Consider the following 22,265-nt stretch of genomic DNA (forward strand, 5'->3'; position numbering starts at 1 on the left):
AAGAACCAGGTCGGCTATAAGGCCGCCTCGGCGGGCTTTTGATCTGGGGGCCCCGTTGACCACGCTGGCCGAACGCAGGTATTGCGCAGTGGGCATCCCGGCATGGATGCCGGGATAGCCGCGCTGGGCCATGGATGGCCCTTCGCGGCGGGCCCACGGAGCAATGCCGGAGTGAGGGCACACCGAGCCTAGGCGAGGTGCCGAGTGGTGGGGCAAAGACTTTTTGGTTACTTTTGGGGCGTTTGCCAAAAGTGACCCGCTGTAAGAGCGGAACCATAAGCCGCCGTTACCGCAGCAATGGATATGTACTCCGTCAACAACATCCTGGCCGGCTGTCATGCCGCCATCGCGAGCAGGCTCGCTCCCACAATTGGATCGGGGGACAACCGAAAGAGATAAGCCCGCTCCCACAGGGGATTGGAGGTGTCGCAGATATCACCGGCAACACAAAACAACTGTGGGAGCGAGCTTGCTCGCGATGGCGGCGGGTCAGTCGACATAGATGCCAACTGAACGGACGCTATCGCGAGCAAGCTCGCTCCCACAGGTTTTGGCTGCTGACCAACGATCAGCAGCCCTCACTCAATCAAACATTCGGGCAAGGCACCGGTGCCCAGTCGCCCAGGTCCGGGTTCTTGCACATGCTGTTGACCTGAGTGGTACCGGCACTGGCAACCTGCTTGCTTTCATCCTGCTTGGCCTTGGCGGTCAGCAGGGTTTTCTCGGTGGTCACCGCTTCTTTCGGCACGGTCGGCAGGTCTTTCTTCTTCGCCGGCTGCACTTTCTTGATTTTCTTGTTGTTGGTGGTCTGAGCCACGACCGGCGTGGTATCGGCAGTGGCCACAGTCACCACGTCAGTACGCTGCACGCCCACTTGCTGCAGGTCTTTCTCGTAGGCCTGGGTGTAGTTGTTCAGGTCTTCGGAGGCTTTGCCGTTGACCGCGACGATCAGGTCGTTCGACTCTTTCAGGCCAGCGACGATTTCCGCCAGGCGCTTGCGGCCTTCGGTGTCGTTGACGGTCTTGGCCTTGCGGTCGGCAACCAGTTTGCTGAACGCGTTCTGGTAGCACTGCTGCGAGGTCTTGGCGTAGGCGGTGCTGCGGTCGATGTCGGAGACGCTTTTGTTGACGTCGGCGGCGTAGGAGGCGATGCGCTGGTTGTCGTCGGCGATCTGCTTCTGGCGCTCGGTGTAGTAACCGGCGGCACCACCGGCCAATGCACCGCCCGCGGCACCGATGGCGGCGTTGCGGCCACGGTCTTCCTTGTCGGCGGTCAGGGCGCCCAGCAGTGCACCACCGACGGCACCGACAGCGGCACCGGTGACGACCGACTTGGTCATGTTGCCTTCGGTGGAGCGCAGGTGCTGCACCGGCTCGTAGCAGTTAGGGTAGTACTCGACCTTGGTGCTCGACGCGACCTTGGAGGTCGGCGACGTGGCGCAGCCCGTCAGCACGGTGCTGAAGCCGACAGCCACCAGCAACAAATGACGCTTGGAAACCGAAGCAAAAGGTTTACGGGAGAAAAGCATAGTTGTGTTCTCGTTTAAGTTTTGACCAGCTCAGCGCGGCCCTATCGCCGCCTGAGTCCCTTCCAAGCTCGCTGACAACGAACACTCAAGACCGCTGAGCGTTCGATGCGAGCAATTCCTTCAATATCGCCGCCGGATCGGCTCGTTTTTGCTGACGATAATCCCCGACATGACGAACGAATAACGTTGCGCGCGCCACCAGGCTCTTGCCCAGTACCGGCTTGCGTTCCAACTCTTCCTTGATGCGCTGGAACTGCGCCTGGATCACGGCATCGGTGTAGCGCGTGCCGGTGGCCAGGTTGTCGATGTAGATCGCCACTGCGCCATCCAGCGCGCTGCGACCGTTGTCGATGGCCGTGGCGAACAGTTGCGCGCTGGCCTCATCCTTGGCATCCAGCGCGGCCTGCCGGCTGTTCTGCAGATTGGTCAGGCGAATGTTGTAGTTGTTGACGGTCTCGGCCACCAGGGCCGACGACTGGATCAGGTTGCCCGCTGCTTCCTCGCGCTGCTGGGCGATGAGCGAGACGTTGCGCTTGAGCTCTTCGTTGACCAGGCCCAGTTCGGCTTGCAGGCGCGGGTCGACGCTGGCGGCGATAATACTGTCCAGGCGTTTGGTCGGGTCGTCGGCGTCATCGATGGCGTCGGTCAGGGACGCGAGGCGCCCCTCTTTCTGCCATTGGGCGAACAATTCCTTGTAGCGCGAGCGTGGCGCCGACAACGCTCCAACGGCCACGCGGAAGCCGGTGGTTTCGTTGCTCTGCTCGGTACCGTCGGCGGCGAACAGCGGGTACTCGCGACGCATCCCGGTGAACAACGTGCCCTCGCCTTCCAGGTAGTTGCCGCCCTTGACCACGAAGCCGCCATAGGCGCCCTGGCGGCGACCGGCGTGCACCAACTGGAAGGACTCCTGGACCATCTCGGCCGCGTTGCCCACCACATCGAACAGGCCGATGGGGTTCGGCAGCTTGGTGCCGATGGGCATCAACCGCGCGGCCTGGCCGGTGCCGCCAGCGACCTGGTTGAACACCGCCCAATCGGCCAGCGGCCCGTCGCTTTCACTGCCTTCCAGGCGGCGCGGAAACAGGCGCCCTTCCAAGTCCTGACGGCTCACGGCCTGCCCGCCGCGGGCGGCGAATTCCCATTCGACTTCCGTCGGCAAGCGCACGAAGCCCAACCCGCCGTCTTCGGCGGAGGTGCCGCGACCGCTCACCGGCAGCAGGTCCTTGTGGTATTTCATCAACCAGGCGCTGTACACCGCCGAGAAGCGCTCGGCCTCGAACTTCGACAGTTTCACCTTGGGCAAACGCCCCGCCACGCCTTGGGGCAAATCGGCTTGCAGGGTTTCGCAGGCCGGCGCCGCTTCGCCGCTGGCCAGCGATTGCGCCTGGGCCATGACCTGGGCGTATTGGCGGGCCGTGACCTCGTACTTGCCGATGAAGTACAGCATCGGTTTTAGCGGCGTCTTGGCGTCGGTCTTGGGCATCAACGGCGTGATGGTCTTGTTCCAGTCCGTGGGCAGGTCCTTGAGGGTGAACTGGCCGTTGATGAAGTCGCGCCGGTAGCCGGAAATGAACGACTGCTGATAACCCGCCTCGCCTTCGCTGAACGGGTAACCGAGGCTGATCTCGCGGTCGTCCAGGGTGCCCTGGGCGAGGATGTAGACGTAGCGAAACACCATCTGGCCTTCGCACGGCAGCGGCAGGCTGACGTCGTCGGGTAATGGCTTGGGGTTGTCCAGCTTGTCCGTGCTTTCATCAGCCCAGACCAGTCCGGCCAGACTCAGCGCCACGGCGGCGCCCAATAACTTATACATCGCGAATTCCTTCACACGCCTGGATGCGCGCCACCCGCCAGCCACCACAAGCCGCCGCGACAGCGCTGACGCCGAGCACGGCCAGCAGGGCCAAGGTGTAATGACGCACCAGCAGATGACTGGCGTACTCACCCGGCATCTGCGCAAATAAATGGTTCAGGCCCGACTGCGCCAGGCCATACAGGCCGGCACTCAGCAAGGCGGCAAACGTGGCACTGTAGAGCGCCTGCAACACCACGAACAGCAACAGCGCAGCAGTGGAAACCCCCAGCAGGCGCAACACCGACAGCTCCCGGCGCTTACGCTCGACCGCCGCCAGGGCGCCGGCAAAGATCGCCGCGAACGCGCCGGCCAAGGCCAACCCGGCGATGATCCAGAACACGATCGACAGATTGCGGCTCAGCGATTGCACTTGTGCGATGGTCTGGGCCTGGGTCGAGACCAGCAGATTCTGCCCGGCGAAATACTGACGCAGCGGCTCGACGTCGCCAAGGCTGCGGGCATACAAACGAAACGCCGGGTAGACCCGTTGCCCGGCCACACTCACCGCATCGCCCGGCCAGCCAAACGCGGGCACGGCGCGGCCATCGCGGTAATCCTCGGCGGCCTCCAGCAAGGCCAGCGGTGCAAACAGGCCGTCCCGGGCGAAGGCTTCCAAGGGCAGTACGTGCAGGACCTGTACGCGGGTGCGCTGCGCCTCGCTGCGACCGGCCACCTGCCGGCCGAAACTGGCCTGCACCCAATCGCCGGCCTTGGCGCCGAGCTTTTCAGCGGCGGTCTGGCTGAGCACCACTTGATCCAGGCCTTGAGGCACCGGCAAATGCTCGAACAAGGGATCGTGGGCCGCGGTGGGAATCATCTCGACCGTGACAGCCGAAGCATCGCTGCTCAGCTCCGCCGTGGCGGCGATCTGGCGGGTACGCGGCAAGGCAAAGGCCACGTCGCCGCGCTGGCTTAACTGTTCGATGAATTCGGCACTGAAGCGACCGCCGCCCAAGGGGATGATTTCCCGGGTGGCCGGGTCGTTCTGCAAGCGCTCGGTCAGGCTGCTGACCAGGCCGAACTTCAGGCCGAACAACACCAGCAGCGGCGCCACCACGGCCACCAGCGCGAGCACCGAGCAGGCCGACAGCCAGGCATCGTTGCGGTAATCCTGCCAGGCCAGGGAAGCCACCAGTGCGCCGCGCATCAGCAAGCCTCCCCGAGGGTGGCGGTGACACCGCCGTCGGCATCGCGACGGCAACTGATGCGTCGCACCTGCAAACCGCTGGCGCGGGCCAGCGCCTCGTCGTGGGTGGCGACCACACAGCACACGCCATGTTCGCGAGCCTGGGCCACCAGCAACCGCATGACGCGCTCGGCGTTCAGCGGGTCGAGGGCGGCGGTCGGTTCATCGGCCAGCAGCAGGCGCGGCCCATGGGCCAACGCCCGGGCACAGCTGACCCGCTGGCGCTGGCCGACGGATAAGTCCGCCGGCTTCTTGTCCAGTTGATCGGCGATGTCCAACTGCCCAGCCAGGCGCGTCACGCTTGCGTCATCCTTCAAGCCCAGCAATTTGCGCGACAACGCGATGTTGCCGCGCACATCCAGGAAGCCCAACAGGCCGCCGGTTTGCAGAACATAACCCAGGTAACGGCTGCGCAGCTCGGCCAAGGTGCCCTGTTGCGACGCACGCCACAATTTGGCGATGTCCAGCGGCGTGTCGGCGGGCGTGAAGTCGAACTGCCCGGCCTGATCCGGTGCCAATACCAGCGCCAGCAGGTCCAGCAACGTACTCTTGCCACAACCGCTGGGACCGACCACCGCCAGTTGTTCACCGCCGCGCAATTGCAGCCGTGGAATCACCAGGCTGTAGCGCTGGCTGCCGGCGCCCCGGCTTTTGTGCACAGCGTTGAGGCTCAGCATCACGGCAGCGTCGACAACGGAACGCGGTACAAGGCATCGCCCGGCTCGGCGTCGCCGAAGCGCACCCAGTTGGCGAGGTCGTTGTGGAAGGTTTCGTAGAGGCGGATTTTCGAATCCAGCTCGTCGATGAAATCTTCCTGCTCGGCCACGCTCAAGGACAGCCACAAGTCCTGGGTCATGTTCAGCGACTTGCTGCGGTACGGCAGCCCTTCCAGGTACTCGCCCAGAATGCCGCCGTCGGCCAGGTTGCCGCCCTTGCGCAGGGCCGACGGGTCGCGGCTCATGTAGGCACTGGCGCTGGCGATTTCCTGGAAGAAATCCTTGGGCGAGCTCTGGGTCTTGCGGGCCGCGTCGACGATCAGTTTCAGCGACTGCTGCAGGTCGTTGAGTTGCAGCTTGGTCAGCATCACGCAGACCTGGAACGCCGGCAGCGCCGGGTTGGTCAGGTCGCGGTCGGCGGTCCAGGCGCTGACCAGTTGCGGCGCCTGGCTGGCGGATTTGCGCCCCAGGAAATCCATGTGCATCGCGTAGCCGACCGCGGCCGACTTGTCGGCCAGGCTCGGCGCGGCACTGAGCAGCGGCACGCTTTGCGCCTTGTTGCTGCGCACCTGATGCACCAGGTCGGCGAACACCGAACCGATCTCGTCGACCCGCTCGCCGAACTTGCGCACGTCGGCGCCCGGCACCGGAATGTACAGGTCCCCGATCTGCGGGTTGGCGTCGGCGGTCAGGGTGCGGTACTGGCTCTGGGCGCCGGCATGGGTTTTCTTGCCCGCGTCGCTGAGCAGGTGCAAGGCGTAGATCTTGATCTGCTTGCCCAGCGCCGCCTGGCGCACTTCGGCCTCGTTCATTTGCGTGGCGGCAAATGGATCGTTCTTGCGCAGGGCACCGGCGTCGGTGACCAACAGGATCAAGCGCCCGCCGTAACCGGACCAGTCCATGCCTTCAACGGCTTCCATGACCCCGGCGAACGCATCTTCGTTGAACGAATGGCTGGACACCGTCGATGCCTTGACCTGCCGCGCCAGCTCCATGAAGCGCTGCGGGTCGCGGCCCTGCTCGAGGGTGATCAGGGTCTTGGCGACGTATTCCAGGCCCGGGGTTTTCTTGACGCTGCTGCGGAAACCCACCATGCCGAAGCTGACGCTGTCCAACTCGCCGCGCTCGGCGATGCGGGTTTGCAGTTCGTGGACCACGTCGCGCACCTGGTCGATGTAGGGCTGCATCGACACGGTGGTGTCCACCACCAGCACTACGGCGGTGCGGAACGCGTCGGCGTTGGCGGTGGTGATCGGCGTGTTGCCCGCCGCCTTGGGGGTGTTGCCCGGGTCGATGGACGCCACGTTCAGCAACTGCACCGGCTGGCCGTTTTCATCGAGGCTTTCGCGGGAATCGAAGATCGGCAACAGATAGAACTGGCTCTGCGGCACCGCGCTGGCGGCCGGCTCAAGGGCCAGCACTTGCTGGTCGTCCTGCGGGCTCTGCTGGGCCTTGAGCAACACGTTCTTGGCGGCTGATGGGTTAGCCAGGAGCTTTTCCACTTCCCCAGGCTGACGCAGGAACATCACTGGCGCACGGCCGGAACGTTCGGTGAACTTGAGCACCAGGCTTTGCTTCCAGTCGCTGACCTGGGCGGCGGGCAACCAGCCGTCGCTGCGCCCGTCGGTGGCCGCGCCGACCCGCACCCACGCGCTGCCATCGACGTCTTTGCGCTGATACACGTACAACACCGAAAACGCCGGCAGTGCCTTGCCCGGTGCGGCACCCGGCGCCTCGGCGAGTTTCGCCCCCGGCTTGCTGAGCACACGCTGGAACAGGGTTTTCTTGCCGGCCATCAAGAGCGGACGCTGGCCACCGTCGGCCTCGGTCGCCACGGGGGGCTGGGCCGGCGGGGCGACGGGTGGCTTGACCGCCGGCACGTCCGGGGCCTTCGGCGGCTTCACTTCCGGTGGCTTGGCCGAGGGGGTCGTGGCCACCGGCGTCTTCACTTCTTTGCCATCGTCACCGGCCAACCACCAATAACCCGCGCCACCCAACGCCAGCGCCACGGCGACCGCAACGGCAGCCAGGGCGAACACCGGTCCCTTGCGTTGCTCCGACACCGAGGATTGAACCGTCGGTTTTATCGGCGGCGGAACGGGCTTGGACTGTGGCTGCGGTGGTGAATAAGCCGGGCCGCTGGGAATGTCGATGGACATGGGCGTCAAGCCCGCCAGGTCATCCACCGCAGGCGACGTGGTCGGCAGTTGCAACGACAACGGCCGGATCAGCGTCGCTTCCGACTCCTCAGGCAGGTTATCCAGCGCCCGCAGCAACGCCGCCGCGTCCGGGAAACGCTCCGCCGGGTCCTTCGCCAACAGTTTGCGCAACACGTCCTGATAACGGCCGTGGTGCACCGGTAACTCCGGCAACGGTTCGGTCAGGTGCGCCAGGGCCGTGGACAGTGCGTCGTTGCCGGTATACGGCAGTTTGCCAACGAGGATTTCGTAGAGCACCACGCCCAGGGCGTACAGGTCGGCGCGACCGTCGATGTCTTGCCCACGGGCCTGTTCCGGGCTCATGTAGCTGGGCGTACCGACGGCAAAGCCGGCCTGGGTGAACTGGGTGCGGTCGTCCAGGGACTTGGCGATGCCGAAGTCCGAGAGCACCGCCGTGCCATCGGCGCGGAACAGGATGTTGGCCGGCTTGACGTCGCGGTGGACCAGGCCCAAACCGTGGGCATACCCCAGGGCCGAGGCGATCTGGCGGATGTAGGTCAGGCCCTGCTCCGGCGTCAGGCCCGCGGCGATGCGTTCCTTGAGCGTGCCGTTGGGCAGGTATTCCATCGCCATGTAATACAGCTCACCGACGTTGCCGATGTCATGGATGGTGACGGTGTGCGGGTGCGACAGGCGCGCCAGGGTCTTGCCTTCGCGCAAAAAACGCTCGCAGAACGTCGGGTCGGCGGCCAGGGCCGCCGCCATCACTTTCAACGCCACCTTGCGCTCCAGCGAACGCTGGGTCGCCAGGTACACGCTGGCCATCGCGCCTTCGCCGATCGGCCCTTCGATGTCGTAGCCGGGGATGACAATGTTCAGGGTCAAGCTCATGACGGCACCTTCACGACCACCACGGTGATGTTGTCCGGCGCGCCGCGCATCAGGCCCAGGGACACCAGGCTGCTGGCGATTTCGCCGGGCTCGTCGTGGCTCAGTACTTCGCGGATCTCCTCGTCCTCGACGGTCTTGGTCAGCCCGTCGCTGCACAACAGATAGCTGTCGCCAGGCACCAGCAGCAGTTCGGTCAGCGCCAGGTTCAGTTGCGCCTCGACGCCAATGGCCCGGGTGACGATGTTCGCCCGCGGGTGCACCCGCGCCTCGGCTTCGCTGAGCAGGCCGCTGTCCTGTAGATCCTGGACGTAGCTGTGGTCCCGGGAGATCCCTTCGAGCACGCCGTCGCGCAGGCGATACAGGCGGCTGTCACCGGCCCACAGGCACATGCCCCGCAGGTCGCGGACGGCCAGTACCACCACGGTACTGCCCATCATGGTCACGCCACGGTTGGCGGTTTCTTCCCGCACGGCGGCGTTGACCCGTAGCAGGTCGCTCTGCAGCGCCGCGACGTATTCGTCCAGCGAACGCCCCATGGCGATGCTGCGCAGGCTGTCGACGATCAGGCTGCTGACGTAATCGCCCGCCGCGTGCCCACCCATGCCATCGGCCACCACCCAGAGGCCGTTTTCCGGCAGGTCCAGGCAGGCGTCTTCGTTGACCTGGCGGACCATCCCGACATGGCTCTTGCTTGCAGACTTGATTGCTTTTCCGGCACTTGGACGCATCTACACAACACCTTCTTGGCCGAGCAAAAATTGCGCAAAATCGGCGGCTGCCGGCAATCCCTGGCAGCGCATCAAACCCGGGGCAATGCGCTCCGACCCCTGGCCCCACCACAGGCTCGCGCCTTCGCAGGCCGCCTCGGCCAGGGCGCTCAGACGCCGCTGCGGATCGGTGGCGTCGAAGCGATGCAGGCTGGCGAAACGGCTGCTCGACGTGCGTGGCAGGTACATCGGGCTACCGAGGGTTTCCAGCTGTTCGTTGAACGCCTCGAAACTGGCCTCCACGCTCAACGTGCTCAGCAACAGGTTCTCGACCCGCTCGAACCACTCGTCCGCACCGCCCACCACGGACGCCGGGTCCGCGTCAGGCTCCAGCAGCACCGCGACGGTCAGCGGGAAATAACGGCCGACCCGGTCGATGCTCGGCATCACCACCCCGACGGCGGCGTCCGGGCCACACACACCCGGCGCGACCATGAAGCGCCACAACGGGCTGACCAGATAAGCATCCAGCCAGCGCTCGCCGAGGCTGCTCTGGCTGGCGAGCAGACCCGCCGCCAACCACGAATCCCACGGGCCGATAAACCCCTGGGGCAAACCCCGGCTGACGAAGTCGCCGCGGCTGGCCAACTTTCCGTAGAAGCCCGGCGTACTCATAGCCGCTCCGGCAGGCTGAAGCCGCTGAGCACCCGGCTCTTGAACGGGTTGAAGGCGCTGTTGGCCCGCAGCTCGTAAGAGGCGCTGGCACCATCGACCCGCAGCCGCAGGTTGAAGCGATCCGGCGAGTTGCCGGCGGTCAGGTCCGATTGCTCCAGCAAGCGGAACCAGGCCCACGGCCCGTCCAGGGTGATGCCGGAACGACCGCTGGAAGACGGCGGCATGATGGAGATCCGCACCACGCCGATGCTGCCCGGGTTCGGCCACTGCATGGCGGTCGGACGGCTCGGGCCGTGGTCGTAGCTCAACTGCTGGCCGTCGAGGTCGAGCAGGAACTGGGTGATGGTCGAGTCCATCGCCACCGGCTTGAGTTCGAAGCGCACCATCGGCTGGGTGCCGCCGGAACGGAAGAACGCATCGCGGATGGTCGCCGCGCGCTGGAAGGTCTGCAGCGCGCCGGGGGAGATGCCGAGCTTCTGCGCCGCGCCCGGCTGCCAGCGCCAGGTCGGCGTCGAGGTGTCGACGTAGGGTTGCAGGTACTTGCGGAAGTAGTTGTCCATCACTCCGCCGACGCCGAAGAACTGGCCGAAATCATCCAGGGTCGCGTCCCGCGCACTGCCCGGCGACATCGGATAGCGCCCGGCCAGGGACTGGCGATAGATGTTCACCACTTCGCTGGTCCAGGCGGCGTTCAGTTGGTTGCGCACCCCGCCCATCATGCTGTTGGTGGTGGAGTTGACCACCGACTTGACCAGGCCCTGCACCAGCGGCGGCTGGCGTTCGGCGTTGAGGCTGACCCGCGTGGCGGCGGCCGTGGCCTGGTTCTTGGCTTCGCCGAGCAAGGCGTCGCCGCTGGCCCCGACCATGGCGCTGACCTGTACGTACAGGGCGTTCATGTCGGCCAACAGACCGTCGATGGCCGCCGGCTCGCCTTCGCTTTTGCTGACGATGCTGTTGAGCTCGGCGAAGTGCGCGGTGATCGGGTCGTCGCTCGCCGCCGGCGCGTTTGGCGTCGCCTGCTCCTGGCCGAGCAAGCTGCCCAGGCGTTCCTTGAGCTTGTCCACGCCACCTTCCACCGGCGCACCTTGGGCGGCCAGCAGGCGTTCATCCTGTTGCAGGTCGGTTTCCTTCGCCACCGCCACCAGCAGTTTTTTCAGCGGCGAGGTCGGGCCGGAAATCACCCGCAGCACATCGGCGGCCTGGGCCACGCTGGTGATCGGCACGAAGTCGATGTCGGCCAGCAAGGCGTCCCATTGGCGCAGGTAGTCCTGGAAGTACAAGCGACGCACATCGGCGGCCAGGCTGGCGACGTTCTGCTGATCGGCTTGCTCAAAGCCCAGCACCCATTGCTCTTCGGCCAGGGTGCCGGTCTGGCTCAGGCTGGTGAGCAAGAAGCCCTGGCGGTAGCCTTTGACGGTGAAGAACCCACTCAGCGGCTCGCCCAGCGGCTTGCCGCTCTTGCGGCTGAACACCAGCGCCGCGTCACGCCCGGCGGCTTCGTTGATGCGGAAGTCCGGGATGCCTTCGGGCAGTTTCTGGCGCTTGATCCGGTCATAGACCCGCTGGGCCACCGGCAATTGCTGCAACTGGCGGCGCAGGTCTTCGACCAGGCGCGTGTCCAGGCGCGCGAGGGGCGGACGCCGCTCGAACAACGCCTGCAAATGCGCGGTCAGGGCCTGGCGCTGCTCGGCCGGCAAGTCCCGCGGCAGGCTGCGGTCCCAATCCAGGGCGATCCAGGCCTTGATGAAGTCGGCGTCGTAATGCTCGGTGTCGGCGAGCATCAGGTAGGCCTTCAAGCCTTCGTAGAGGAAATCCGAATTGCCGCCGCTGTGCAGTTGCTCTTCGATGCGCGTCAGCAGGCGTGGCGCGAACACCGCGATCAGCAGCTTGCGGTAGACGCTGCCGGACTCGGCTTCGAGCATGTCGCCCTGGTACAGGCCCAGGCCTTCGGCCCAGCTCGGGGCGTCGTCGGCCAGGTGTTTCACGGCGTTGAGCAATGGCAACACCGCGAGCACATCCCGTTGCGCCGGGCTGAGGTTCTGCACGGTCTGGCCCAAGGGCGCGACCTTCTGATCGACCTGGGCGATGTAGGCCTGGTTGGCACGGTAGCTGACCCACCACAACGTGCTGACCACCAGCACCAGCACCACCGTGGAGGCCAGAACGCCGCGGGCGATCCACTTGCGCCGACGCTCGACTTTCGGGTCGACGCCCACCAGCCCGCGCTCGGCGAAGGCCACGGCGGTGAAGAGTTTCTCGATGAAGTAGCTGCGCCCGGTGCCGGTCTGGCGCGCCAGGTGCTGACGGTCCAGGTTCATGCTCTGGGCCATGGAACCGATCAGGCGGTCGATCGGGCTGCCTTCCTGGGTGCCGCTGGTGAAATACACACCGCGCAGCAACACGCGCTCTTCGAAGGCGTTGGGTTTGAACACCCCTTCGAGGAAACTTTGCAGGCAATCCTTCAGGGCGCCGAACTGCTGCGGGAAGCCGTAGATCAGGTCGCGCCGCGCCGGGTCGCGCTCTTGTTGCAGGCGCTCCACCAGACGGTCGTTGAGGCGTTGCTCAAGGCCGGTGAATTCGCTTTGCAGGTGCGCCAGCGGGCTGTCGTTGCTCTTGCCATCGTCCAGGGCGAAGGTCATGCCCCAGACCTGGGCGCGCTCTTCCTTGCTCAGGGTATCGAAATACTCCATGAACCCGGGCACCAGATCGAGCTTGGTCAGCATCAGGTAAATCGGGAAGCGTACGCCCAGCTGGGTGTACAGCTCCTGGATCCGCAAGCGAATCGCCGCGGCATGGGCGGCGCGCTCGGCGTCGCTGCCCAGCAGCAGGTCGGACAGGCTGATGGCGATGAACGCACCGTCAATCGGGCGTCGGGCCCGTTGCTTTTTCAACAGCCCCAGGAAACCCAGCCAGGCGACCTTGTCGATGGTCGCGTCGCTGTCCTGGGTGGTGTAGCGGCCGGCGGTGTCGAGCAGGACCGCCTGGTCGGTGAACCACCAATCGCAATTGCGCGTGCCGCCGACACCGCGCACGGCACCGGCGCCCAGTTGCGCGGCCAGGGGGAAATGCAACCCGGAGTTGACCAGCGCGGTGGTCTTGCCCGAACCCGGCGGGCCGATGATCACGTACCACGGCAGCTCGTAGAGGTTGCGGCGCTCGTCCCCGCCCAGCTTGGCTTTCTTGAGCAGGGCCAAGGCTTCGTCCATGCGCTGGCGCAGGGTTTCGAGCTCTTCGGCGGTGGCGATGCTGGTGGGGTCGGGCGGGGTTTGCGCGGCCAGGCTGCGCATCACTTCGGCGGCCTGGCGGCGCGCCTGGATGATGCGGAACACGCGGTAGGCGATCCACACCGCGAACACCAGGATGATCAAGGCCCAGCGGCGGCCTTCAGGCACCAGCCAATCGAGCAGCGGGCCGACGAACCAGATGATCAGGCTCAGGGCGATCAGCCCCAGCAATGGGATGACCCAGCGGGTCATAAAACTGAAAAACGCCTTCACTCGACCCCCTCCGCCAATACTGTGATTTCAACCCGACGATTACGCGCACGCCCCTCTGGGGTGGCGTTGGACGCCAACGGCTCGGTGTCGCTGCGGCCTTCGGCGCTGAAGCGCTCGGGCTGGCCGGTCTTGGCCGAAAGGATTTGCAGCACCGATTGGGCCCGTGCTTCGGACAACGCCCAGTTGGATGGGAACCGGAGGGTGGCGATCGGCCGATTGTCGCTGTGGCCGGTGACCAGGACCTGGCCCTTGACCTTGCGCACCGCATCGGCGATGCGCAGCATCAGCGGCTGGAAATCGTCCTTGATGCTGGCGCTGCCCGAGGCGAACAGTTCGTCGCCGCGGATGGTCACCACCGAGCGGTCGACGGCGTCTTCCACGGCAATCCGGTTGGCCCGGATTTCATCGGCCAGAAAGCCTGCCAGGCGTGGGCGCTCGACCACTTTCGGCTGCACCACGGGGCGGTCGATGGTCTGCACCGGGATTTCGCCCAGGAAGTGTATGTTCTTGAACACCGGCTCGGCATCGGAAGCCAGTTTCATGCGCAGGCCGAACAGCAGCGCCAGCAGCAAGGCCGCGCCGATGGCCACGGCGATCCACGGCGGCATGAACTGCGCCAGTCGATCACGGGCCACGGTGACACCGCGCCAGTGCGGCGACAACTCGCGTTCGTAGTCGCCCCGGGCGCTGCGGATCACCGCACTGGTGCGCTCACGCAACGCTTCCAGTTGGCTGCGACCGTCGTTCATCACCCGGTAGCGCCCCTCGAAACCCAGGCACATGCACAGGTACAACAGCTCCAGCAGGTACAGGCGCTCGCGGGGGCTTTGCAGGCAATGCTCCAGCAACTGGAACACCTTCTCGCCGCCCCAGGCTTCGTTGTGCACGGTGATCAACAGGCTTTGCTTGCCCCAGTCACTGGTGCCGCCCCACGGCGTGCTCAACACCGCTTCGTCCAGCGCGGTGCACAAGGCATAGCGGGCCAGCAACACATCGTTGCGCACCACACCGGCGGCCTCGGCGCGCTCTTCGAACTGGCGCAGGTAGGCCAGCAGTTGCGCGCGCAAACTGGCCGGCGCCGGGTGGGCGATGGTGTTGCGCAGGCGCGTCAGCAGGGCCAACAGCGGGCCGGCGGCGCTTTCCAACGGGTTGAGGCCCTCGGCCTTGCCGGTCAGGACCGGCGCGGCCGGCATCGACAGCGGCGCCGGCTGTGGACGACCCGGGTCCGGACGGCCAGGGTCCGGGCGGAATGGATCGGCGCCACGGCCACCGGGCGTCGGCATGAATTGGGTACGATCGTCGTTGCTCATCGCGGTTTATCCTCGGATCGCCCAGAAAGCCAGGTTCAGCCCCGGGAACTGGCCGGCGATGTGGAACGCAAAGCCGCCGGAGTTGCTCAACTGCTGCCAGTGGTCGCTGCCCCGGTCGAGTTCGTAGTAGGTGGAGCCGGCGTGATACGGCAGTTGCCGTGGCGCCACCGGCAACGGCAGCAGGCCGATGCCCGGCAGTTGCAGGTTGACCAGGTCGCGGATGTGCTCCACCGAGCCGACCTTGCTCTGCTGGCCGAAGCGGCTGCGCAGGGTTTCGGCCGGCACATCGGCACGCACCACCAGGATGAAGCTGGCGCTGTCGAGCAGGGTCTTGTCGGCCAGCATCGCCACGTGGATGCCGTAGGCTTTCTCGACAATCGGAATCGGCGTCGCCTTGCTGTCGATCAGCATCGACAGGGCTTCGCGCAGGGCCTGCATCACCGGCGCGTAGCTGAGGGCCAGGTCATCGTGCTGGTATGGCGGGTATTGCTGCGGTCGTCGCCCCGACGCGGTGAACGTGGAAAACTCCCCGGCCAGGCTCACCAGTTCGCTGTAGAAGCGCTCGGGGTGCAGCGGGCTCAACTGGCTCAGGTGCTGGATCAGCGGCTGGGCGCGGTTGACCAGTTGCAGCAGCATGAAGTCGGCAATCTCCGAGGCGCCACCGGCACCGGACGCCACCACCCGCCCGGCCAAGGCTTCGCCGCGTTGATGCAGCAGGCCCAGCAGTTCGCTGCGAAACGCCGCCAGCGGTTTGGAGGCGATGACATCCAGCAGTGGCGGGATGTAGGTGTCGTCGAGCACCAAGGCACGGTCGGCACGTTTTTCCTTGATGCGTACCACACCGATGGCGGCGTAGTCGCCGATGCCATCCTGTTCGGTCAACAACCGCAGGGCCCGGGAGCCAAGGGCCACCGGCGCGCGGTTTTCGAACGGCGCGTTATCGTCGCGCACTTCGCACACCTGGCTCACATAACGCGCGGCGCCGAGGTCTTCGCCTTCGTCCACGGTGTCACGGGCGCCGGCGCGCTTGAGCGGCAAGGCCAGGTACACCAAGCCGTCGCGCAGGTTGTCGTCGACGTTCAGCGGTGTGGGCGCCAGGTCATCCTGGGGAATGTTGAAGGGCGTGCCGTCCGGCAACAGGCCCCGCGCCGAGATGATCGCCAGCTTGCCCTGGGCCAGCAGGCCCTGGTCGATCAGCAATTCGGAAAAACCCCAGGCGCCGGCCGACAATGGGCGGCTGCGTGCGTCGATGAGGTTTTCCAGGTAACGGTCATGCTGTTGGAAGTGCTGCGTTCCAATGAACATGCCTTCCGACCAGACCACGCGATTGTTCCAGGACATGGGGGCTCCGATTGCTTATTGGGCAGGGCTGGATGGGGGAACGACGACGGCGCTGCGCACGGCGCGCACATCGAGGCTGATCTGGTATTCGGTGTATTCGCGCGCCGGGACATTCATCACCGTGCGCCACAACGACTGGTCCAGTTCGCGATAGCCCACCAGTATGCCGATGTGCCGCGTGGCCGGGTCGAGGTCGCGTTGCAGGCTCAATTGCTGGCCGGGCTGGATCAGCACCTCGTCCTGGTCGATCAGGTCGGCACCCAGCGTGGCCTGGGCCCGCTCGGCCAGGGCGAAATAATCGGAACGGCCAAAGGTCGCGGCATTTTTCAGTTCGAAAATGCGCACCCGGACCGGGGCCGGCTGGCCGGTGGCACCGGGGTTGAGCCCGGCAATGGCATGGAAATGCAACTCGATGGCGGCGGTGTCGGCCTCAGCCTCTTCGGGCTGGGGATTGGCCGCATCCTTGGCGCACGCCGTCAGCAGAAGCGCGGTGGCGACTGCGAGTAAAAACCTGGGAATCATCCTGCGTCCTCAATGACGTTTGAGCTATCCGTTGTTGGCTGATCAATATTGTTCTAGGACGGCGCCGCTCAACGGCGTCGCTGTCGTGTGCTGTGTTCTTCGTAGGCGCGACTGAACTCGCGACCGAACAGGTCCTGGAAATCCTCCTGGGCTTCCCGGGAAATGTTGCTGTAGAGCTCGGTGAACTGCTGCCAGTACTGGGCCTGCCGCGAGCCGCTGAAAATCCCCGAAAGCCCACCGGGCTTGGCCATGCGCTCTTCCAGTTGCGCCGGCTCGAAGCGCCCCAGCAAATGCTTGATGGCCGCTTCCACACCGGCCATTACCGCCAGTTGGTGGGCGCGCAAATCGTCGAAACTGTCACGCACCGCCGCGTCCGGGGCCATGAACGCCTGGTTGCCGTGGCGCAACAGCAACAGCAAGGCTTCATCGACATTGGGGGCGAACTTCAGCGGGTTGTTTTCCACCGGCTGGATCATCGTCTGCTGGATGCGGAACTCACCCTTGAGGCTGCTGCGGGCGCGCAAGACATCGATCAGGCCTTCGACCATCAAGCGATAACTGCGCCCGATGTTTTCCATCTGTGCTTCGGCATTGGCCTTGTCCAGGCGCAACTGGTCCAGCCCGGCACCGCGCAGGAAGGCTTGCAGCAAGTCGGGTTGGGCGGCCTCGACCGGCGCGGCCGGAGCAACCGGGGTAACTGGAGCAACCGGCGGTGCGACCGGGGCCTCGACGCGGGTCACCGGTGCTTCACGCACGGGCGCCGGCGGCGGTGCACTGATTTCAGCAAAGATGTCGACGAGCGGAGGCTGCGAAACCGGGGTCGCGATCGGCTCAACCACCGGCGGTAGCGGCGGCGGGGTTACGGGCTGCGGGGTAACCGCCACCGGTGCCGGCTTGTCGCTGAACGGGTCCCAGTCATCCGGAATCACCGAGACAGACGGCGGTACAACCGGCTCGACCACAGGTGGCGGGCTCGGCCGGGCAATTGGCGTCGGCGGGCGGAAGTTGTGCTGCTCGGCCGGGACATGGTCAGGCTGGGTGGCCGGCGGGACACTGCTCGGGGTCAAGAAGTCGAACAGGTCCGGCAGGGTGTCCATGGCCGACACGCCCTGGAAATGCGCAGGCGAGGCCACCTGGATCGGTGACGGCACATGCGCGGCGGTGCTCTGCTGCCCCATCAAGGCCTCGAAACTGCTGGGCGATTCGGCGAACGGATTGCTGTCGGTGACCGGGAGGTTGAAATCGACGCGGGCCTGGATTTCATAGTCACCAATGCGGATCACTTCGCCATCTTGCAGGGGCTCGCTGTTGCCCTTGCGCAAGCGAACGCCGGCCTTGACCAATTCCACACCGTTGGTGCTGTTATCGGTCAAATAATAACGCCCGTCTTTGTATTGGATAACACAATGTTTACCGGAAACCAGGCGCTCGGGGTCCGGTAATACCCAGTCGTTATCGGAATTACGGCCAATTGCCATCACTCCCTGGTCCATGGACTTTTCAGAACACTGGCCTGGGGTAATTTTGTGATAACTAGTGATAGTCAAACACAGCGGCATCTTGCCTCCTTGCTGAATACTTCGCGCGCGGGCGGGGTGAGAGGGTTCAGACCCTGACGACCGCCGGCAACCTGCCAACAACCGTAAGAACGGCTTTTTGCCAGCATGATTGCTGATCATAACCGCCTTGCGTGACAAAAACCCCACGTCAGTTGCCGCTTCGACCGGCAGGTCGGGCAGGCTGTTAAGCGCATCACAACTGTTACATGGGGCATACACAGGCGAAATAGCTTACCTTGACAAGCGATAAGTACTACACCAAAAATGCACAACTTCTTGAATATACATGATGGCACTTTAGGATCATCGCAGATCTAAAGGGCTATTACCGTCAAGGAACATGTGAAGTTTCATTCGAAACTTGCGTGTGAACTGCCCGACTTCTATCAAGCGGGTGATAGGGAGATCGATCCAAGTGGATGTGCCTTTGCTGCTCGCCGCCGTTTCCGCGACTTCTCCGTGCGGTGAAGATCTGGAATATGACGCGGATTTCCTGCGCCTGGAACGCGACTCCCGGGGCCAACCCGAGCGCAGCATGGGCGATTCGATCCTGCCTGCCGAACCCCCTGAATGGCGCAGCATCCAGCAGCAGAGCCTGGACTTGCTGCAGCGCAGCAAAGACCTGCGCATCACCCATTTCCTGATGCAAAGCTCCCTGGCCCTCGAAGGCCTGCCGGGCATGGCCCGTGTGCTGACGCTGATCAGCGAGCTGCTCAAGCAATACTGGGCCGAACTGCATCCGCGCCTGGACGCCGATGACGACAACGACCCCACTGTGCGCATCAATGCCCTCGCCGGCCTGACGTCCGATGTCACCATCCGCCTGCTGCGTGAAAGCATCCTGACCCGTTCGCGGACCTTCGGTGCCGTCAGCCTGCGCGCCGCCGCCAACGCCAGTGGCCTGCAGAGTTTCCCGGATGAAAACCTCGGTGCCGAACAGCTCGCCGGGGCCCTGCTCGACAGCGACCCCGAGCAGCTGGAAATCACCCGCGCCGCCCTGCTCGAAGCCCGTAGCGCCGCCGAAGCCATCGAACAGCAGGTCAGCGACCAGGTCGGTTCCGCCCAAGGCGTGGACCTCGGCCCGTTGAAGCAACCTTTGAAGATGGCCCTGCAGATTCTCGGCCAGTTCGCCCCGCAGAGTGGCGACAGCGCCCAGGCCGATCCCGTCAGCGACAACAGCGCAGCGCCCGCTGAGCATGTAAATGTCACAAGCTCACCGCGTAATACCAACACCGTCAGCGGCGACATCAACAACCGCGACGACGTGCTGCGCAGCCTGGACCGGATTCTCGCTTACTACACCCGTCATGAGCCCTCCAGCCCGTTGCCGGTGCTGTTGAACCGGGCCAAGCATCTGGTGCACGCCGATTTCGCGGCCATTGTGCGCAACCTGATTCCCGACGGCATGAGTCAATTTGAAAACCTGCGCGGCCCAGACAGCGAATAAAAAGCGAGCGGATCACGCAGTCACGTCACCGGTACCCCCGATGACGCCAACACCGTCGCTCAAGCGACCAGGAGCAGCAACGTGGCGAAGCAAAGTTCTCAGAAATTCATCGCGCGCAACCGCGCGCCTCGAGTGCAGATCGAGTACGACGTCGAGCTCTACGGCGCCGAGAAAAAGGTCCAGTTGCCCTTCGTCATGGGGGTAATGGCCGACCTCGCCGGCAAGCCCGCCGAGCCTCTGGCCCCGGTGGCCGACCGCAAGTTCCTCGAGATCGACGTCGACAACTTCGACTCGCGCCTCAAGGCCATGCAGCCGCGCGTGGCGTTCCATGTGCCTAACGAACTGACCGGCGAAGGCAACCTGAGCCTGGACCTGACGTTCGAAAGCATGGACGACTTCAGCCCGGCGGCCGTGGCCCGCAAGGTCGACTCGCTGAACAAGCTGCTCGAAGCGCGCACCCAGTTGGCCAACCTGCTGACCTACATGGACGGCAAGACCGGCGCCGAAGAAATCATCATGAAGGCGATCAAGGACCCAGCGCTGTTGCAGGCCCTGGCGAGCGCGCCGAAGCCAGCACAGGACCAATGATCATGACTGACAATACAGCCCGCGAAGGCGCACAGAACCTGGGCGCAACCCAAGAAACCAGCGAGTTCGCGTCCCTGCTGCTGCAAGAATTCAAACCCAAGACCGAGCGTGCCCGCGAAGCCGTTGAAACGGCCGTGCGCACCCTGGCCGAGCAGGCCCTGGCGCAAACCGACCTGGTGTCCAACGACGCCATCAAGTCGATCGAATCGATCATCGCCGCCATCGACGCCAAGCTCACCGCCCAGGTCAACCAGGTCATCCACCACCCCGACTTCCAGCAACTGGAAAGCGCCTGGCGTGGCCTGCACTACCTGGTCAACAACACCGAGACCGATGAGCAGCTCAAGATCCGCGTGCTCAACATCTCCAAGACCGACCTGCACAAGACCCTGAAGAAATTCAAGGGCACCGCGTGGGACCAGAGCCCGATCTTCAAGAAGATGTACGAAGAAGAATACGGCCAGTTCGGCGGCGAGCCTTACGGCTGCCTGGTGGGCGACTACTACTTCGACCAGTCGCCACCGGATGTCGAGCTGCTGGGCGAGCTGTCGAAAGTCTGCGCGGCCATGCACTCCCCGTTCATCGCCGCGGCATCGCCGACCGTGATGGGCATGGGTTCGTGGCAGGAACTGTCGAACCCGCGCGACCTGACCAAGATCTTCACCACCCCGGAATACGCCGGCTGGCGCTCGCTGCGTGAGTCGGAAGACTCGCGCTACATCGGCCTGACCATGCCGCGTTTCCTGGCGCGCCTGCCTTATGGCGCCAAGACCGACCCGGTGGAAGCCTTCGCCTTCGAAGAAAACACCGACGGCGCCGACAGCTCCAAGTACACCTGGGCCAACGCCGCCTACGCGATGGCGGTGAACATCAACCGTTCGTTCAAACACTTCGGCTGGTGCTCGCGCATCCGTGGCGTTGAATCGGGCGGCGAAGTGGAAAACCTGCCAGCCCACACGTTCCCGACCGACGACGGTGGCGTGGACATGAAGTGCCCGACCGAAATCGCCATCTCGGACCGCCGTGAAGCGGAACTGGCGAAGAACGGTTTCATGCCGCTGCTGCACAAGAAAAACACCGACTTCGCCGCGTTCATCGGCGCCCAGTCGTTGCAGAAACCGGCCGAATACGACGACCCGGACGCCACCGCCAACGCCAACCTGGCCGCGCGCCTGCCGTACCTGTTCGCCACCTGCCGGTTCGCCCATTACCTGAAGTGCATCGTGCGCGACAAGATCGGTTCCTTCAAAGAGAAGGACGAGATGCAGCGCTGGTTGCAGGACTGGATCCTCAACTACGTCGACGGTGACCCGGCGCACTCCACCGAGACCACCAAGGCCCAGCATCCATTGGCTGCCGCCGAAGTGATCGTCGAAGAAGTCGAAGGCAACCCGGGGTACTACAACTCCAAGTTCTACCTGCGCCCGCACTACCAGCTCGAAGGGCTGACCGTGTCGTTGCGCCTGGTATCGAAACTGCCGTCGGCCAAGGGCGCGTAAAAACTTATTGAAACGGGTGGCGGTAACCCTGTGGGAGCGAGCTTGCTCGCGATAGCGGTGGATCAGCTTGCATTGATGTCGGATGTGACGCCGCCATCGCGAGCAAGCTCGCTCCCACAGGGGATCTCCAGCAGGTTGGAGATCGTCTTCCACCCCGTTCAGCACCCGTAATTTCGCAAGGTCAGCGTCAACCAAACAATGTGGTTAGAAACCACACAGGGAGAAAACATGGCTGTTGATATTTTCATCAAGATCGGCGACATCAAGGGCGAGTCCATGGACAAGGCCCACAAGGACGAGATCGACGTCCTGAACTGGAGTTGGGGCATGTCCCAGTCCGGTAACATGCACGTGGGCAGCGGCGGCGGTGCGGGCAAGGTCAACGTCCAGGACCTGTCGCTGACCAAGTTCGTCGACAAGGCTTCGCCAAACCTGATGATGCACTGCGCCAGCGGCAAGCACATCGACAAGGTCAAGCTGACCGTGCGCAAGGCCGGCGGTGAAAGCCAGGTCGAGTACATGATCATCAACCTGGAAGAAGTGCTGGTCACGTCCCTGAGCACCGGCGGTTCGGGCGGCGATGATCGCCTGACCGAAAACGTCACCCTGAACTTCGCCAAGGTGATGGTGGACTACCAGCCACAGAAAGCCGACGGCACCAAGGAAGGCGGCCCGGTCAAGTTCGGCTGGAACATCCGTCAGAACGTCAAGGTGTAATCGAGAATACCCCCGGTGCCACGCGCCGGGGGTGTTTGGTGCTTGCTCGAATCCAATCTGTTCCCTTT

At 64.5% G+C, this 22,265-nt stretch carries 16 protein-coding genes; 4 read left to right on the forward strand and 12 right to left on the reverse strand.

The window, feature by feature from the left end; translation table 11 throughout:
• Nucleotides 1-586: 586 nt before the first annotated feature.
• The 12 genes from tagQ to tagH all read right to left on the reverse strand — a co-directional run bounded on the left by tagQ (nucleotide 587) and on the right by tagH (nucleotide 17,946).
• On the reverse strand, nucleotides 587-1,528 hold the full coding sequence (tagQ, locus tag BLU85_RS13980) for a type VI secretion system-associated lipoprotein TagQ (RefSeq protein WP_092200537.1): 942 nt from the start codon (nucleotides 1,526-1,528) through the stop codon (nucleotides 587-589).
• 85 nt (nucleotides 1,529-1,613) lie between these two features.
• On the reverse strand, nucleotides 1,614-3,341 hold the full coding sequence (locus tag BLU85_RS13985; protein ID WP_092200535.1) for a formylglycine-generating enzyme family protein: 1,728 nt from the start codon (nucleotides 3,339-3,341) through the stop codon (nucleotides 1,614-1,616).
• Nucleotides 3,334-4,530 (reverse strand): ABC transporter permease, encoded by a 1,197-nt coding sequence (locus tag BLU85_RS13990; RefSeq protein ID WP_092200532.1) that lies wholly within the window; start codon nucleotides 4,528-4,530, stop codon nucleotides 3,334-3,336. Before BLU85_RS13990 ends, BLU85_RS13985 begins: the two co-directional genes overlap by 8 nt.
• On the reverse strand, nucleotides 4,530-5,246 hold the full coding sequence (locus BLU85_RS13995) for an ABC transporter ATP-binding protein (protein WP_092200529.1): 717 nt from the start codon (nucleotides 5,244-5,246) through the stop codon (nucleotides 4,530-4,532). The genes BLU85_RS13990 and BLU85_RS13995 overlap by 1 nt, the downstream gene beginning before the upstream one ends.
• Nucleotides 5,246-8,335, reverse strand: coding sequence for a serine/threonine-protein kinase (locus BLU85_RS14000; protein WP_092200527.1), 3,090 nt, complete (start codon nucleotides 8,333-8,335; stop codon nucleotides 5,246-5,248). The genes BLU85_RS13995 and BLU85_RS14000 overlap by 1 nt, the downstream gene beginning before the upstream one ends.
• Nucleotides 8,332-9,063 (reverse strand): PP2C family protein-serine/threonine phosphatase, encoded by a 732-nt coding sequence (locus BLU85_RS14005; protein ID WP_092200524.1) that lies wholly within the window; start codon nucleotides 9,061-9,063, stop codon nucleotides 8,332-8,334. Before BLU85_RS14005 ends, BLU85_RS14000 begins: the two co-directional genes overlap by 4 nt.
• Nucleotides 9,064-9,717 (reverse strand): type VI secretion system-associated protein TagF, encoded by a 654-nt coding sequence (tagF, locus tag BLU85_RS14010; protein WP_092200521.1) that lies wholly within the window; start codon nucleotides 9,715-9,717, stop codon nucleotides 9,064-9,066. It lies immediately after the preceding gene.
• Nucleotides 9,714-13,214, reverse strand: a complete 3,501-nt coding sequence (gene tssM, locus BLU85_RS14015; protein WP_092200518.1) for a type VI secretion system membrane subunit TssM — start codon at nucleotides 13,212-13,214, stop codon at nucleotides 9,714-9,716. Before tssM ends, tagF begins: the two co-directional genes overlap by 4 nt.
• Nucleotides 13,211-14,524: a DotU family type VI secretion system protein gene (locus tag BLU85_RS14020; protein WP_072407488.1), complete on the reverse strand. Its 1,314-nt coding sequence runs from the start codon at nucleotides 14,522-14,524 to the stop codon at nucleotides 13,211-13,213. The genes tssM and BLU85_RS14020 overlap by 4 nt, the downstream gene beginning before the upstream one ends.
• Before the next feature lie 6 nt (nucleotides 14,525-14,530).
• On the reverse strand, nucleotides 14,531-15,865 hold the full coding sequence (gene tssK / locus BLU85_RS14025; protein ID WP_072407490.1) for a type VI secretion system baseplate subunit TssK: 1,335 nt from the start codon (nucleotides 15,863-15,865) through the stop codon (nucleotides 14,531-14,533).
• A 15-nt stretch (nucleotides 15,866-15,880) separates the two neighbouring features.
• Nucleotides 15,881-16,387, reverse strand: coding sequence for a type VI secretion system lipoprotein TssJ (gene tssJ / locus BLU85_RS14030; protein ID WP_060740022.1), 507 nt, complete (start codon nucleotides 16,385-16,387; stop codon nucleotides 15,881-15,883).
• Between the two features lie 68 nt (nucleotides 16,388-16,455).
• Nucleotides 16,456-17,946, reverse strand: coding sequence for a type VI secretion system-associated FHA domain protein TagH (gene tagH, locus BLU85_RS14035; RefSeq protein ID WP_092200515.1), 1,491 nt, complete (start codon nucleotides 17,944-17,946; stop codon nucleotides 16,456-16,458).
• Nucleotides 17,947-18,361: 415 nt separating this feature from the next.
• Here tagH and tssA point away from each other — a divergent pair, with 415 nt between their 5' ends.
• The 4 genes from tssA to BLU85_RS14055 all read left to right on the forward strand — a co-directional run bounded on the left by tssA (nucleotide 18,362) and on the right by BLU85_RS14055 (nucleotide 22,197).
• Complete coding sequence (gene tssA / locus BLU85_RS14040) at nucleotides 18,362-19,393, forward strand: type VI secretion system protein TssA (RefSeq protein ID WP_092200512.1); 1,032 nt, start codon at nucleotides 18,362-18,364, stop codon at nucleotides 19,391-19,393.
• An 81-nt stretch (nucleotides 19,394-19,474) separates the two neighbouring features.
• Nucleotides 19,475-19,981, forward strand: coding sequence for a type VI secretion system contractile sheath small subunit (gene tssB / locus BLU85_RS14045; RefSeq protein WP_003177230.1), 507 nt, complete (start codon nucleotides 19,475-19,477; stop codon nucleotides 19,979-19,981).
• 2 nt (nucleotides 19,982-19,983) lie between these two features.
• A complete protein-coding gene (tssC, locus tag BLU85_RS14050) occupies nucleotides 19,984-21,480 on the forward strand; it encodes a type VI secretion system contractile sheath large subunit (RefSeq protein ID WP_072407496.1) in 1,497 nt (498 codons plus the stop codon).
• Nucleotides 21,481-21,708: 228 nt separating this feature from the next.
• Nucleotides 21,709-22,197: an Hcp family type VI secretion system effector gene (locus BLU85_RS14055; protein WP_072407498.1), complete on the forward strand. Its 489-nt coding sequence runs from the start codon at nucleotides 21,709-21,711 to the stop codon at nucleotides 22,195-22,197.
• Nucleotides 22,198-22,265 lie beyond the last annotated feature (68 nt).

This window comes from Pseudomonas sp. NFACC14 (assembly GCF_900106885.1).
Lineage (GTDB): Bacteria > Pseudomonadota > Gammaproteobacteria > Pseudomonadales > Pseudomonadaceae > Aquipseudomonas > Aquipseudomonas fluorescens_AA.